Consider the following 14,443-nt stretch of genomic DNA (forward strand, 5'->3'; position numbering starts at 1 on the left):
TCTTTGGCTGGTATACAAGACTTCTTTCGCTAATAGCACTGTTGACTTTCTTTATAGTGTTTTCACAAATATAAACGGATCTTTTTTTTAGATTGAGAAAGAATTTTTTTTAGATTTATTTCGCTACTATTCGTCTTTGAAGTTCAGCCTTTGCTGCTTCTAGTCGATTGATTTGTTCTTGCAACTCATTTTTTTGTTCAGTCAGTAGTTCTTTTCTAGCTTGGACTGTTCTTTCTGGTTGATTCGATAATGTTACATATTCGATCAATCCTTCGACAGAAAGACCAACCTCCCTCATTTGCTTGATGAAACAAATCCAACCCGCATCATCTTCAGTAAACTCTCTTAATCCATCATGATTTTTCTTTACCTGTGGAATCAAGCCAATTCGCTCAAAATAACGAATGGTATTGATTGGCGTATTGGTTTGCTTGCTCATCTCTTTACTATTCATATGCAGTGCACCCTTAATAAAAAGAAGGTTTTGCCCAATCAGTATTAGGCTCGCTCACACCTAAACTGGTCTTCGCGTACTGAACTGGCTCATGAATAATCGTCATAATCAGTCTAGCTACAGCTTCTCTTGTTACTTGAGCACCAATGAATGGTTCACCTTTTTGGGTCAAGTCATAGTCTTCATTGCCTTTTTGATTGTATAACCAAGTTAATCTTAAAATGACATAATCTAACGAAGACTGCTCTAGCGCTTCTGCTGCTGCTAAATAGCTATGGGTAGCTGATCCAACCATATTAGCATTCCAGCGCCCAAATGCCCCCGCAACTTCATTGTAAATGCCTAAAACATTCGCTCCTATTAGATAATTTACCCCTGAATCTTCCATTGCTTTCACAATTGATTGGGTTACAGCTGGCGAACTCATATCATTCAAATACGCAATATCCACTCCAATTAAGGCTTTTTTCAATTTGTCTTGATCATTAAAATCACCTTCAATAATGACTTCTCTCGTTGGATCTTTCACAGAAATCCGACTTGAAAGATTGCGACCATATAAAACAAGATCATGATCTGTTTCTGTTAAAATCAATTCTGTAACCATTTTTGAAATTTGACCTGCTGCACCTAAAATTAGTATTTTTATCTTAAATCCCTCTTTCTAAATCACTCTCTTTTTTATTTATGACCAACAATGACATGAGGAACATAAGGTTCTTCTAGATAGTGCACTTCTTCTTCCGTCAAAATTAAATCCAATGCAGGAATCGCATTCGTCATATGACTTTCTTTTGTTGCGCCAATAATCGGTGCGACAACTGGCCCTTTTTGAAGCAACCAAGCAAGTGCCACTTGGACACGTTCCACTCCACGTTTTTCCGCAATTTCAGCAACTCTTTCAACGATGATACGATCTTGATCTGCTGTTGTATCATATTTTGACCTCGCTGTTTTATCTGTTTCAAAACGTTTGGTTTGCGCGCTCCAATCACGGGTTAAGCGACCTGAGGCCAATGGACTATAAGGTGTCACCGCAATTTTTTGATCTTCACACAACGGTAGCATTTCTCTTTCTTCTTCACGATATAACAAATTCAAATGATCTTGCATGGAAACGAATTTTGTCCAACCATTTTTTTCAGCTACTGCTTGGGCTTTAGCAAACTGCCACGCAAACATCGCAGAAGCACCAATATAACGGGCTTTTCCAGATTTCACGACATCATGTAAAGCTTCCATCGTCTCTTCAATTGGGGTGTTGTAATCCCAACGATGAATAATGTATAAATCAACATAATCCATCCCTAAACGTTCTAAACTCGCATCAATTTGATGAAAAATTTCTTTTCTTGAAAGTCCACCACTGTTTGGAACGTCTTTTTTCATGGTAGTAAATAATTTGGTCGCCACCACGATTTCATCACGATTCGCATATTCATTCAGTGCCTTACCAAGAATTCGTTCACTTGCACCATATGAATAAACATTGGCAGTATCAAAGAAATTAATCCCTAAATCTAACGCTTTTTTGATAACTTTTTTACTTTCTTCCTCTTCTAAAACCCACTCGTGAAAGCCACTATTCGGATCACCAAAGCCCATTGCCCCTAAACAAATTCTTGAAACTTCCATTCCTGTATTGCCAAATTTTACATATTCCATTGTATTTCCTCCTCTATTTTATTTTTCGTTTTCTTCGGGTAATATTTCATTGATACAATTTAATGCGGTTAATGTTCTTGGATAGCCGATAAATGGTAGTAGAACGGTAATCGTTTCGATCAATAGTGGCTTTTCATTGCCAACACGCTGATTGTTGCGAATATGCCCTTTTAGTTGTGCATCCGCTCCACCCATTGAAGCCAGCATTGTGAAAATCAGTAATTCACGTTCTTTCGATGTTAGCCCATTTCTTGTAAAATAATCACCAAAACAATTATCAGCTAAAAATGTAGCAAAATGTTTTTGATTTTCCGGCATCGTTGTGAGCATCTGATCCACAGCATCTCCAGCAACTTCCCGTACAACTTCCAAGCCTTTTTCATAACGATTTTCATTGGTGGTTGTTCCTTGTTTTTCCAAAGGAAGTGAATTGCCTCTTTCGGTCAGCACTTCATTGGTCGCGTGTAAGAAATCGAACACCTTCCCTAAACCGGCATATGGCACTGCTTGATAGACAATTTCTTTTATCTCAACTGGAGAAACACCCACATTTAAAGCTGCATTCATCATTACTTTATACTCATTAACACATTGCATTGCGATTAAAGAGGCCAGCGTTACTTTCATACGTAACCTTACATCTAGGTTTGAATAATGAAACACTTCATCGAACGTAAAATTGTCAAAAATTTCAATAAATTCTGGATCCGTTTTAGCTAATGCTGACTCATGGTTTGGAAATAATTCATCATGATTCTTCTGTGCAGTTTGACTGATTAACATAGCATTCCTCCTCGATTTAAAAGCAGTATCATAAATGAGCACTTTTTCTTACTAACAACAACAGTTTAGCTCTTGGAGTTCACTCCAAGTCAAGGGATTTGTTAAAATAAACAAAAAACTTCTAAATCAGACTTCCTCTATAAAATTTAGAAGAAAGACACGATTTAGAAGCCATTCATTTGCTATTATCTATTCATATTAAAATCTCTTAAGGCATTTTCAGCTGGGATCATATGCTCATCATAGTTGGCTAATTTAAACTCTAACCGTTCAATAGCTGTATTTAATTCCGAGGCTTTTTCTTTCAATTCCTCAATTTGATCTGCAATAATTTCTTTACGAGCAGGCACTGTTTTACTGCCCACTTGAAATAAGGTTAAATATTCCACTAACGATTCAATAGATAAGCCCGCATTTCTCATTTGTCTACTAAAAACAATCCAACGCAAATCTTCTTCATCAAAATTACGAATCCCATTATCATTACGTTTGACAGGTGGAATCAACCCAATTCGCTCATAATACCTGATGGTATCTGCAGACACCCCACTTAGTTCACTTACTTTCTTTATATTCATGCCCCATTCCTCCTCCACGCATTCCTTAGCTCGTCTACTTCATTTTCATTATAAAACAAACTTAGCCTCTTTTACAAACTTTCTTATTGACTTAGAGTCTACTTAAAGAGATAAACTAGCCCCAGAATGAACAATTTTTGGAATGCAATATGAAAAAACAAACTTGGCTAATTACTGGTGTCAGCAGCGGATTTGGCTTAGAATTAACAAAGCAATTATTGGCGAATGGACAAACTGTTATCGGGACGGTACGCAAGGATACAACTGTACAAGACTTAATGGCACAATATCCAGAAACCTTTGATCGAGAATTTTTAGATGTAACCGATGCAACTGGTATCAAAAAAATGTTAGATAAAGTCTATGAAAAATATGGCGCAATCGATGTGCTGGTAAATAATGCTGGTTACGGCTTATTTGGAGCGGCGGAAGAATTAACGGATCAAGAGGCAGCTAAAATTATCGCAACTAATTTAACAGGTTCTATTCAAATGATACGTGCTGTGACTCCTTTTATGCGTGAGCAACAAGCTGGTCGCATCATTCAAATTTCTTCATATGGTGGACAAGTCGCTTTTGCTGGAAATTCTATGTATCATGCGACTAAATGGGGAATTGAAGGTTTTTGCGAGTCTGTCGCTCAAGAATTAGCGCCATTTAATATTGGCGTAACGATTGTTGAACCTAGTGATACACGTACAGAATTCCACTATGTCAGTGCACAAGTTGCTGAATTGATGCCTGAATATGACAATAATCCAGCGCATGCCTTTTTAACTATGTTAGACCCAGCAAACGGATTGGCCGCTAGTGATCCAGAAAGAATGGCAACAAGAATTATTGAAAGTGCGGCGATTGAACCCGCTCTATTACGGATGGTTTTAGGATCACAAGCCTTGGATAGTACGATTCAAACCTTGGAAAAACGCGTGGCAGATTTTAAAAAGCAAACTGAATTGGCCGCTTCGACTGATTTTTAATGTTTATTATAAAAGAATCATCAATTGATGGATAGATTGCGTATTTTTATAGTGTAGAAAAGTAAAAAAGATGGTGGCTAACTCTCTGATAAAGGGGTGATGCCTATGGTTCTTGGCTTTATCCCTAGAAAGGAATAAGCATGTCCGTTTTTGAAGCATTGACACTAATGATTGCTTTTGCAACTTTAGTTGTGCTGATAATGGATAAAAACAAACCAAAAAAATAACCATCTAATTTCACTTTGACCAGTAATTAGATGGTAATCAACATTTAATGATGTCACCGTCTTTTAAACGGTTCTACAAGAGAGGCGGGGTTTCCTGCCTCTTTTCATTTATTATCGTAACACAATTTTTTTTGATTGTCAGTATTTTTGAAGCAAAAAAATAAATAGCAAAAGATTCATCATTTTCTGTATTTTTTGCGTATTTTTATAGTGTAGAAAAGTAAAAAGTATGTTTAATATAAAACTGATTGAGTCTGGTTACAATCTTTTACAGGACATTTGGTCCAACGTTTCACGATTCACTCAATTTGTTCTTTTTTAGTGCAAATAAAGTGAAGCGAATGAGATCAAAATTTTAAACTTGTTATTTTATATTGACTTTCAATTTATTTTACCGCATAAGAAGACTATAGAAAGGACGTTAAACACAATGAAACTGCTCCAACGAATCGAAGAATATAAGGTGAATCAAAATGATTCAAAAAGACAAATCGCTGAATTTATTTTAGATCATAAAAATGATATTTATAGAATTTCTATGGAACGAATTGCTGAACAGACTTTTTCATCTAAATCTGTATTAGTTCGTTTTGGTAAATCACTTGGCTTTAATGGTTGGAAAGATTTTACTTTGGATTTGATTGAAGAAATCCGCTACGAACAAGCTCATTACTCAGATATTAATCCGAATATCCCTTTTGAAAGTAACGATTCCTATGCTGATATCATTCATAAAATAGCGACAATTCAAGTAGAAAGTATTCAAGATACCGCTGATCAAATTGATGAAGAGGTTTTGAATAAGCTGTCAACATGTTACTTAATGCAAGACGAATTGTCATTTTAGGGGTCAGTCCGAATAACCTGATTGGTAAAATTTTTAGACGTAAGATGGGGATCTTGGGAGATCAGTAGAAGTTATTTCCAGTGGAGAAATCGGGATGACCGCTCATTCTCTCACTAAAAATGATGTTGCGATTATTATTTCATACTCAGGCAATGATGTTTCCAGAGAACCAATGAAGTTTATTCCAATAATGAAGGAGCACGGCGTGAAGTTGATTGGCTTAACCAGTGATGGTGGCAATTATATGGACACAATCCTTACCATTTCTTCAAGAGAGCGCCCATATAAAAAATCAGCAACTTCTCTACTGAAGAATCGATTTTATTTCTTTTAAATGTTTTATATGCAGTCAATTTTTCAAAAGACTATATTAGCAATTACAATTACAAAGTAAAAAACTCAATCTTGTTAGAAGAAACAAGACGAGTCAAACAAACAGATATAAAAGAATAAAATTATGGCCTAATAAAAAAGCTACTGCCAAACTTAATTAAGTAAAGTTTAGCAGTAGCTTTCATATAGACAGAATTTATTCATCATAAATAACAAAATCAAAACCATCTTCTGGCTCCCCAACCTGATAGCCCATTATTTCTGTTGCTTTCTCCTTAAACAAATCGAACCATTGATTCCATTCATCCTGTGGTAGCTTCGCATAAAAACTTAAACCACTTGGTTCAACAGAAACCTCAATTAATTTTTCGTTATCCCCTCCATACCAACAAGGCTTACCATTATCTCCCCCATTCCAATGAGGCATCTGCTTATATAAGTATCCTAATTCATCCCAAATAGGATCTGGTGCTGAGTAATGAATATTTAAATTACAATTATGTACGTCCATCCTTCTACTCCTTTATGATGATATTTTTGTTTAAAGTAAAGATTTTAACTAACTTCTGTTGGGTATATCATTGCGCGAGATACTTAAGAAATTACTGGTCTCAATTGAGGCCTCTTTACTTAATTTCACCACCGTTTTAACGGTTCCAGCTAAGCCACTTCATCCATAAATTGAGAATGGAATAATCGTTTTACTAGCTAAATCGTTCTTCTCAAAAAAGCTATACATTGCTATTAGAAAAATAAAGAACAATAGCTTTACTATTTTGATTAACTTTTGTACTATCCGATTGAAAACAACCAGATAATACAAACAGTAATGACGAAATTAAGAACAATATCTTTTTCATTATTTCTCTGTCTCTTTCATCCGATTCATAAACCATTCCACTTGTTGCGGTGCGTCATGATCGAAAAATGCCGATTCTTTCATATCTAAACTTGCAATTTTTTTAATATCTTCTTTCGATAATTCAAAATCAAAGATATCAATATTTTCAACCATTCGTTCTGGACGAACAGATTTTGCCAAAGCGATAATTCCACGTTGCATTAACCAACGAAGTACCACTTGACCAACCGTTTTACCATATTGTGCCCCAATTTCAGTCAAAACTGGATTTGTAAACAAATCATGTCGTCCCTCTGCAAACGGTGCCCAAGCTTCTACTTGTACATCATACTTCTCATGCCATTCTTGGTCTTTGATTCGCTGATTCCAAGGATTCACCTCAATTTGATTGATCTGCGGTTTCACTTCATTCAATCCTACAAATTCAATTATTTTAGCTGATTTAAAGTTTGAGATACCAATCGCTCGTAGCTTCCCTGCTTTTTGAGCTGCACACATGGCTCTCCATGCGCCATAAATATCTCCGTAAGGTTGATGAATCAGATAAAGATCTAGAGAATCCAATCCCATAGTTGTAAGTGATTGCTCAATTGTTTCAGTAGCTTTAGCTTCCGGGGCTTGCAAAATAAAAAGTTTTGACGTAACAAATAGTTCTTCACGCGTCACAAGTTTTTCATCAATTGCACGTTTGATGCCTTCCCCTGTCTCTTTTTCATTTCCATAAATAGACGCCGTATCAATCAAACGATATCCTGCCTTGATTGCTTGGTAAACGGCCTCCGCTGTTTCATTTAACGGGATTTGATACACTCCGAATCCAAGTTGCGGCATTTCTACACCATTGTTTAATTTGACTGTTTTCATCTCAATTTCCTCCTCTATTTTTCTTTACATGATCTATCTTAAACCATGAAGTGAACTCCAGCGCAAGTAGAACATTCTATTTTTTTGTTCTCATAGTTTTTCAATCTTATCAGGTTCCATCTCGTCTGCTTTAAATTTTGCTAGATAATTTCTTCGACTTTCTGTAATTCTCGTAATTGGCAAATTCAATCAAGAATCCAACAGATAATCCAGTATGTCGTAAACTTTTAGATAAACAACCCCAATTGAAATCATTTGTTCCGTAATCACGATATCCATTTGAATTCTGAATAACTGATTGAATTACTTCTACGCGATGAAGTGTAGTATTCTCAAAATGTATGCCTCTTTGTCTATTGAAGATAACCATCATTTTCACCGAAGATAATTGTTTTTATATTCTCATTCCTTTTTCTTTCTGCTTTGATACGCGCCCATTTATTTATATTTAGCGTGTAGAATGTCAATAAAAAAGCTGAGTAGGTTCTGATTTAGAACGTTACTCAACTTTATGTTTTATTCACTTTTTTACATTATTAGAAGTATTCACACTGCTATTTACGAAAAATAAATTCTTAATTTTTTTACAAAATATTGATTTATTCTAATCAACTAATTCGTTATTTTTCTTATTATTTTATGAAGTTCATCCCGATCAATTAGATAGACACCTGTTTTATGAGCTAATTCTTTTGCGGACTTTGTGAAATAGCTGTTTGTAACCACGTATACATCAGCCAAGTCATAGTAACTTTTCCCAGCATGCGCTTCTTGAACAGCCTTATTTCCGACATTTTTCTTATATCTTTTACATTGATAACCTATTTTTCGATTTTCACTATATGCTAAAACATCAATTCCTTGGTCACCTTGGTATTTTGTCACTCTTACTTTTTTATAATTTGATTTTCTTAATACGTTAGCGAAATAATGTTCGAATTTTTCTCCAGTCATTTGGTCAATATCTTTTAATTCATAGTTTTTGTTTCTTTCGATGAAAAGTAAAATGATTTTGTGTAGATAGTTTAGGATCACAATCCCTACTACCAACCAAATTGCTTTATTTTCTATTAAAGGTTTCAATAATGCTAACCAGTCACTTGTATTCATGTGCTCTCCTATAAACATGTTCTTTTAGTATAAACTAAAGCTCACCTTGAATTAACTTAATTGATTCATTCTCTTGCCAAAGCTCTCGGTCACCAATCACATATAAACGATACTTGGCTCTTGTCACAGCAACGTTTACAATATTATCGTTTACCCAGCGAACGGCTCCTTTAGCAGTCGAATCACAGCCAAGTAAAAATATCACTTCGTTTGCTTCTTTCCCTTGAAAACGATGAACTGTTCCACAATTTTCTTCCAACCAATAATCTAAATAATCGCCTGCAATTCTTTTTAATGCTTCAGATTGTCCTGCTATCTTTTTGAAACCATTGATCACACTCGTAAATGGTGAAATGACATATAGACTAGGCAAGTCAGGTACTCGCCTAAATGCTTCTTCTACATAAGATAATGCGACTTTAGCTTGTTCTAGAACATGATGATCTTTATCTCCCATTTCTTTTCCAGACACATCTTCCCATTTTGATTCAAGTTTAATAAAGGACTGACTCACTATATCTTTTGGTTTGTTTGTACAGCTTATCATCGTGTTGTTGTATGATAATGCATTAGAAATCGTAAACATTGGCTCTAAACATCTTCTATGAACAATCAACGGACTTCCAACCCACTCTTCTTCTTTTTCGCTATTAAGCAATGTCGTACCAATAACATTGATACTATCGGCAAAACTTTGCACAGAGATTTTTTTATCTTGATAATCGGATAATTCTTTTGTAACAAACAAGCGCATTAAAGCATCAACATCATCTGTAACAATTGGTTCTACTTGTTTTGGGTCTCCTACAATAATTGACTTTTTAAATCGCCATAATGCTCCAACAGCCATTTGTGGTGTTGCTTGCCCAGCTTCATCAATAATTAATTGTCCTAAACTTTTCGGTGTTTCAATTCCATCTAAAAATCTAGCTACTGAGGCAAATGTTGTGGAAATAACAGGTGTAATCAGAAAGACTGTATTCAATAAATGTTCATATGCTGCTCGTTTATCTTTAGTAGAAAAGTGACACATTTCTTGCTCACTATTTTTTCTAAACTTCCATAAGCACCCTAAATTAATTAAATTATGTCTAACATATTTCGACGATAAAACAAAATATTTATTGACTTGTAGTGCCAAATAAAATAGTTTTTCTCTTTCACGATTGTATTCTTCTGTCGTCCAAGGATTCGACAATTGTTCTTTTTCATTATTAGAATGTAGCTGTCTAAAGAATTGCTCATCAATAACCGTAATTCCATCAGCCTTTAAAGTACGTACTTGTTCGATATAATCATTTGTGATCACTTCTTTCACTCTATCAAGAAGAAGGATTTTTTGCTTATCATCGTTAATTGATTCTTCCAAATAAGCAGTTTCATTTTTTATAATTTGAGCATTTTTATTGACCTTTTTATATTCTTTTTCAATCTTTACTTCTTCATTTATAATTACTTTCAATTGTTCTTCAAGTGGATTTCTCGATTTTAAAATCAAACTTTTCTGATTTATAAGTTCATCTCGCTTCATTTTCTCTTCTTCAATTTCTGTCAATCGTTGTGTTGTTAGCCATTTGCCTAAAATGATTTCGATAAATTTCCGATTATCTTCTAATTCTGTGATTCGTTCTTTACAATTTTTAAGCTCACTTTTCAGACTCTCTAAATGATTGTTTACTTCTTCCACGTTTAGTTCTGAAGACTTTCGTTCAGTGTTTTTTTCTAGTAATATACCTTGTATTTCTTTCATTTTTATTTCAAATACACGTATTCTTTCTTGCTCAGTTTTAAGTTGTTTTTCCTTATGAATGATCTGCTTTTTTAATTCATTTTGCTGTAAGTCTGCCGTATATAGCTTTGAATCTCTGACATTCATTATTTTACTAGTTTCAGAAAGCTTTTGTTGAATTCTCATGACTTTTTCTAACTGCTTTTTAAATATAGATTTAGCATTGGCAAATTCTTTTTTATTATCAAATGAATGAGCTCCAATGTTTTTTATGATGGGATCAACAACTTTGTAGTAATAATCTTTCAAATTTTTTCTCTTTCCAAGTGGAGCAGATATCAACCCCCATTCAGAAAATAAATCTACATTTTCCATTTCTTCGTTATTCTTCAGGTCATGTGCTAAAGCTGAAAAATAGATATCTTTTTGCACTAAATCAACTGTTTTTCGTTTATTGTCTTTCGTAAAACTTGAAAATGAAAATTCAAGTGTGTTTTGTTCTTTAGTTAAATCGAATAATTGTTTAATTTCTTTGCACTGTTCTGATGCTAGTGAGTCATGTAAGCTTTCGTACTCTGGTAAATCTTTGGTTATGTTTTCAACAGCTGCATTATTCGATGAAGCAACTAACATACCATATTTTGAAATTTCGTCATTTTTAAATGCATAATAATTTCCAAACTTCTTATCATAACCATTTTCTTTTTTTGTCCCATCACTAAATGTTCTTTTTACAAATGCATCATCTGCTTGGTCATATTCAGATAGTAAAGAAGCTACTTTTACCACATTATGTGCAACAATCTCTTTTAGAAGTGTTGTTTTTCCAGTACCCGGAGGACCATTGACTGAAAAATAATCATCTTTATTCGTCAAATAAGCATTAATCGCCACTTGCTGCATCAATGCTGGCTGATGATCTGATGGCCATTTACCTATGGGTGCATTCGCAGGATCTAATAATTCTTTCAAGAAATTATCTTCAGTACGAATGTTTATTTTTCTAGATTTTTCCTTATCAAAAGAATGAGCCATTAAACTTGTCACATAATTCGTAAAGTCTTTTGATGGTAATATCTCCTGCTTTAATTGATCAATTACCATCTCAAAGTCTTTCTGAAAAAAACCTGTCATTAGATCGCTATAATCTTCAAGAGAATCGTTTAATCGTTCCAATTCATCTTTCGTTTTGAATCTAGTATAAATCAATGAGCCCTCAAAAGTCGCTTGAATATTTTTCACCCAACGTTTAACAAATATCTCATAAATATAATCATACATTGATTTTAATAATGTATCGTCAACAAATAATTCATCCTGTTCTTTCATAAAATACTTCTCGATATTATCCATGGTTTGGTCATATTCCGCAAGAGACATCTTGTTTTTGATATTGTCTGGATAATGGAAACAAATAGCCGTTCCCCAAAGTAAAGGAGAAACTTTAAGCGATCCTTTGATATATGTTCCCTCTTTTGTTACTTTTAAGGCGTACATACAAATTTTTTCACGATTTTTTTCTACGACTTCTTTTTCTTTTATTGGCGAGAAGAGTGCTTCAATTATACTGTTTCGAGCAACTTTCCCTACCATAATATGAATTGCTGTCCCCTCAAAAGGAAACACCTTGATTACTTCTTCTCTTTTGTTTATTGTTTCTTTCACAGTTGTATTTAAAGGGATATTTTCAAAAATAGTTAAAGAATTTGAATGCACTTTTCGTTTTGATAAAACATCTTTTATCTGTTTTAGTTGCAACTTGGAAGGGTATGGAAACTTATTTTGATCAAGAAACTCAACCATTCTCCAATATTCGATAATATCCGTAACTAATTTAGTATTTTCCATTTCAAAAAAACCACTTTTCGTTTTATTTTTAAAACTAATTGTACCATATTATCTTTTACTTTTTGTATTTATTATCCATTTGAAACAAATTTTATTCACAGTGTGTCTTCATTCTCTCCATCATTTCCAATACTAAAAAAGTTAAGCAGTTTTTTGATACAGAAACTCACTCAACTCCGTTCCTTTTATAAAACCAATTTTTTAAAGTTTTCTTCAAATCATTCCCTCTTAATCATCTAGTTTGTTGTCCTTCTAGAATTGGCAGATAGACGTCTTTGCCCCAAATTTCAGGATGATAGTTTTAGTATGATTATAAATTCCGAATTTTCGTTCTCTTTTTTCTCTGTTCGCCTTGATTCTCTCTGTCGATTTATTTATACTTAGTGTATAGAATGGAAATAAAAAAGCTGAGTAAGTCCTGATTCAGAACATCACTCAACTTTATGACAATTTAATCCTTGGCACCTTTTTGTTTGGCTGGAACCGAACGGAAATGGTCTTGAAAACAGCAACGACTGTCCGCACAAGTATGCCAATAGTAAATGAATCACTAGCTTTTTTGTCGTGTCTCTTTTTGAGCTACCACTAGAAAGGATTGCTAGGTTTCTTTAAGGTACTATTGACTTATTCAGGTATTGGACATTGCGCCAATGCCTTTTTTGTTTCTATTCTAGGTCTGATTTTTATCGATGGTGGTGATAATGAAACGTAGCGATGTACAAGTTTAAAAATAGAAAAATAAAAAACGGCACCTTACAACCTGACTGGAATCATGTTGCAAGGCCCCGAATAAACAGCAACGACTGCTTATCCGAGTTGCCGATAGCGCGTACCGAAGTACTCGCATGTTTTATTGTACTTAATTTTGATTGATTTTACTAGTCTCTTTGCTAGATTCTTTCATCTTTTTGACGATTTCATGTGTTCTTTGGCGAACTATTGCACACGATGAGGCACAGATAGGTCTGATCGTTTTTTATTTTCCTGTTGGTTTTTCAAAAAAATAGGAATGGATGTGTAGTGATGAGTAAAGAACAGAATTTGAAGGCGGTACCTTATCAGGATATTTTGGATGTGCGGAGTGAGTTAATCAAGCTTCGATCTTGGCAGAAGTCGTTGGTTTATTTGGATGAGTTTTTTGATGGGAAGGTTACGAGAAATAAGAAGGATATGCGGATGCGGTATTATTCTTGTCAGCAGTTGTATCAGGTTTTTGCTGGGGATTTTGTGGGGGTGCTTAAAGAGACAGAGGAAGTTTTGGGAAGGATGATTCAGAGAAAGAAAGTTTAATAAACAAGAACGACCAATCTTCAGTCTTAATTGGTGGTCGTTCTTTATTTTATATACTAATAGGTTAAACTTATATCTATTTTATTGAAGATATTTCTTTTATTTTTGATTTCAAATTTTCTTCTACAGATTCTAACTCTTCAAAGAAATTTGTATTAAAAATTCCTAAGGCTTTTAGAATTCTTTTTAAAATTACCCATCCTCCACTAAATATACATAACTCAATAACTCCTTTTAGCAATGCCAAACTAATAGTACCAACTTCAATCGATTCATCTTTATTTCCCGAAATCAATTGAAAAAATTTATATAAAGACTCTAGCAGACTTTGAGGAACTACATCTTGTACAATTACCATAGAAATATAAAAAATTAATGTAATATAAGGGATTAGGAATCTATAGAAGGATTTCTTGGTTGCATCCACTTCTTTATTTAAAAATCGAACAACAAACTCATTGGAAAATGCCAAACCCAAAATAGATACTAAAAGTGATATACCCGACCACCATTTTGAATTACATAAACCTAAGAAAACAAAAATACTTCCTAAAACAATAATAAACTTTCTTTTTACTCTTGAGTTAAATTCTATGAAATCCATCATAAGTATGAATAGCAAACAAAATGATATTATACCATTGATAGAATTAACGAGTTCCAATTTATCTTTAACATCTACCAATCTAGATAATAATAGTGTTGAACTAATAAAAAACCAAACATCTTTGTACATATCTAAAAAGATAATTACTATCCCAAATAACGTATAAAAAAACTTTTCATTTGACGAATTGGATTATTAATTTCCAGTTTTTTTCATATTTATCACACTTATCTACTAAACTATAAAATAAGCTAGTCAAAAACATG

At 33.8% G+C, this 14,443-nt stretch carries 15 protein-coding genes; 5 read left to right on the forward strand and 10 right to left on the reverse strand.

Annotated elements, in window-relative coordinates; all coding sequences use genetic code 11:
• Positions 1 to 115: 115 nt before the first annotated feature.
• The 5 genes from IGJ55_RS10115 to IGJ55_RS10135 form a co-directional block, all read right to left on the reverse strand.
• Complete coding sequence (locus tag IGJ55_RS10115) at positions 116 to 454, reverse strand: MerR family transcriptional regulator (RefSeq protein ID WP_069639900.1); 339 nt, start codon at positions 452 to 454, stop codon at positions 116 to 118.
• A gap of 13 nt (positions 455 to 467) precedes the next feature.
• Positions 468 to 1,103, reverse strand: coding sequence for an NAD(P)H-binding protein (locus IGJ55_RS10120; protein WP_430608155.1), 636 nt, complete (start codon positions 1,101 to 1,103; stop codon positions 468 to 470).
• A 32-nt stretch (positions 1,104 to 1,135) separates the two neighbouring features.
• Positions 1,136 to 2,119 (reverse strand): aldo/keto reductase, encoded by a 984-nt coding sequence (locus IGJ55_RS10125; RefSeq protein ID WP_430606335.1) that lies wholly within the window; start codon positions 2,117 to 2,119, stop codon positions 1,136 to 1,138.
• Positions 2,120 to 2,137: 18 nt separating this feature from the next.
• The gene (locus IGJ55_RS10130) at positions 2,138 to 2,902 is read right to left on the reverse strand and encodes a carboxymuconolactone decarboxylase family protein (RefSeq protein ID WP_430606337.1); all 765 of its coding nucleotides are present in this window, start codon (positions 2,900 to 2,902) and stop codon (positions 2,138 to 2,140) included.
• A gap of 185 nt (positions 2,903 to 3,087) precedes the next feature.
• Complete coding sequence (locus IGJ55_RS10135) at positions 3,088 to 3,480, reverse strand: MerR family transcriptional regulator (RefSeq protein WP_069639896.1); 393 nt, start codon at positions 3,478 to 3,480, stop codon at positions 3,088 to 3,090.
• Between the two features lie 149 nt (positions 3,481 to 3,629).
• Between IGJ55_RS10135 and IGJ55_RS10140 the strand changes: the two genes are divergently transcribed.
• From IGJ55_RS10140 to IGJ55_RS10155, 4 genes are all read left to right on the forward strand, one after another.
• Positions 3,630 to 4,460: an SDR family oxidoreductase gene (locus IGJ55_RS10140; RefSeq protein ID WP_430606339.1), complete on the forward strand. Its 831-nt coding sequence runs from the start codon at positions 3,630 to 3,632 to the stop codon at positions 4,458 to 4,460.
• Between the two features lie 140 nt (positions 4,461 to 4,600).
• On the forward strand, positions 4,601 to 4,687 hold the full coding sequence (locus IGJ55_RS10145; protein WP_429950036.1) for a putative holin-like toxin: 87 nt from the start codon (positions 4,601 to 4,603) through the stop codon (positions 4,685 to 4,687).
• 430 nt (positions 4,688 to 5,117) lie between these two features.
• On the forward strand, positions 5,118 to 5,534 hold the full coding sequence (locus IGJ55_RS10150; RefSeq protein ID WP_430606342.1) for a MurR/RpiR family transcriptional regulator: 417 nt from the start codon (positions 5,118 to 5,120) through the stop codon (positions 5,532 to 5,534).
• Positions 5,535 to 5,628: 94 nt separating this feature from the next.
• On the forward strand, positions 5,629 to 5,868 hold the full coding sequence (locus tag IGJ55_RS10155) for a hypothetical protein (protein WP_429949467.1): 240 nt from the start codon (positions 5,629 to 5,631) through the stop codon (positions 5,866 to 5,868).
• Between the two features lie 195 nt (positions 5,869 to 6,063).
• Here the strand turns inward: IGJ55_RS10155 and IGJ55_RS10160 are convergent, their stop codons facing one another.
• The 4 genes from IGJ55_RS10160 to IGJ55_RS10175 form a co-directional block, all read right to left on the reverse strand.
• Positions 6,064 to 6,378 carry a hypothetical protein gene (locus IGJ55_RS10160; RefSeq protein WP_429949466.1) on the reverse strand — a complete coding sequence of 105 codons (315 nt, stop codon included), beginning with the start codon at positions 6,376 to 6,378 and terminating at the stop codon, positions 6,064 to 6,066.
• 348 nt (positions 6,379 to 6,726) lie between these two features.
• Entirely contained in the window at positions 6,727 to 7,593 is an 867-nt protein-coding gene (locus tag IGJ55_RS10165; protein ID WP_429949464.1) for an aldo/keto reductase, read from the reverse strand.
• Positions 7,594 to 8,205: 612 nt separating this feature from the next.
• On the reverse strand, positions 8,206 to 8,703 hold the full coding sequence (locus IGJ55_RS10170) for a restriction endonuclease (RefSeq protein ID WP_429949462.1): 498 nt from the start codon (positions 8,701 to 8,703) through the stop codon (positions 8,206 to 8,208).
• Between the two features lie 34 nt (positions 8,704 to 8,737).
• Positions 8,738 to 12,280 (reverse strand): AAA domain-containing protein, encoded by a 3,543-nt coding sequence (locus tag IGJ55_RS10175; protein WP_430606345.1) that lies wholly within the window; start codon positions 12,278 to 12,280, stop codon positions 8,738 to 8,740.
• 1,023 nt (positions 12,281 to 13,303) lie between these two features.
• Between IGJ55_RS10175 and IGJ55_RS10180 the strand changes: the two genes are divergently transcribed.
• Positions 13,304 to 13,570, forward strand: coding sequence for a hypothetical protein (locus IGJ55_RS10180; protein ID WP_430606347.1), 267 nt, complete (start codon positions 13,304 to 13,306; stop codon positions 13,568 to 13,570).
• A gap of 76 nt (positions 13,571 to 13,646) precedes the next feature.
• Here the strand turns inward: IGJ55_RS10180 and IGJ55_RS10185 are convergent, their stop codons facing one another.
• On the reverse strand, positions 13,647 to 14,234 hold the full coding sequence (locus tag IGJ55_RS10185; protein ID WP_430606349.1) for a hypothetical protein: 588 nt from the start codon (positions 14,232 to 14,234) through the stop codon (positions 13,647 to 13,649).
• Between the last annotated feature and the right edge of the window lie 209 nt (positions 14,235 to 14,443).

Source organism: Enterococcus sp. AZ170, from assembly GCF_050545135.1.
GTDB lineage: Bacteria > Bacillota > Bacilli > Lactobacillales > Enterococcaceae > Enterococcus_L > Enterococcus_L ureilyticus.

Excerpts from the sequence above, each read along its gene's own strand:
- IGJ55_RS10160 (WP_429949466.1), bottom strand. The coding sequence starts at position 6,378 with ATGGACGTACATAATTGTAATTTAAATATTCATTACTCAGCACCAGAT.
- IGJ55_RS10115 (WP_069639900.1), bottom strand. The coding sequence starts at position 454 with ATGAATAGTAAAGAGATGAGCAAGCAAACCAATACGCCAATCAATACC.
- IGJ55_RS10140 (WP_430606339.1), top strand. The coding sequence starts at position 3,630 with ATGAAAAAACAAACTTGGCTAATTACTGGTGTCAGCAGCGGATTTGGC.
- IGJ55_RS10150 (WP_430606342.1), top strand. The coding sequence starts at position 5,118 with ATGAAACTGCTCCAACGAATCGAAGAATATAAGGTGAATCAAAATGAT.
- IGJ55_RS10175 (WP_430606345.1), bottom strand. The coding sequence starts at position 12,280 with ATGGAAAATACTAAATTAGTTACGGATATTATCGAATATTGGAGAATG.
- IGJ55_RS10170 (WP_429949462.1), bottom strand. The coding sequence starts at position 8,703 with ATGAATACAAGTGACTGGTTAGCATTATTGAAACCTTTAATAGAAAAT.
- IGJ55_RS10135 (WP_069639896.1), bottom strand. The coding sequence starts at position 3,480 with ATGAATATAAAGAAAGTAAGTGAACTAAGTGGGGTGTCTGCAGATACC.
- IGJ55_RS10125 (WP_430606335.1), bottom strand. The coding sequence starts at position 2,119 with ATGGAATATGTAAAATTTGGCAATACAGGAATGGAAGTTTCAAGAATT.
- IGJ55_RS10155 (WP_429949467.1), top strand. The coding sequence starts at position 5,629 with ATGACCGCTCATTCTCTCACTAAAAATGATGTTGCGATTATTATTTCA.
- IGJ55_RS10130 (WP_430606337.1), bottom strand. The coding sequence starts at position 2,902 with ATGTTAATCAGTCAAACTGCACAGAAGAATCATGATGAATTATTTCCA.
- IGJ55_RS10165 (WP_429949464.1), bottom strand. The coding sequence starts at position 7,593 with ATGAAAACAGTCAAATTAAACAATGGTGTAGAAATGCCGCAACTTGGA.
- IGJ55_RS10145 (WP_429950036.1), top strand. The coding sequence starts at position 4,601 with ATGTCCGTTTTTGAAGCATTGACACTAATGATTGCTTTTGCAACTTTA.
- IGJ55_RS10180 (WP_430606347.1), top strand. The coding sequence starts at position 13,304 with ATGAGTAAAGAACAGAATTTGAAGGCGGTACCTTATCAGGATATTTTG.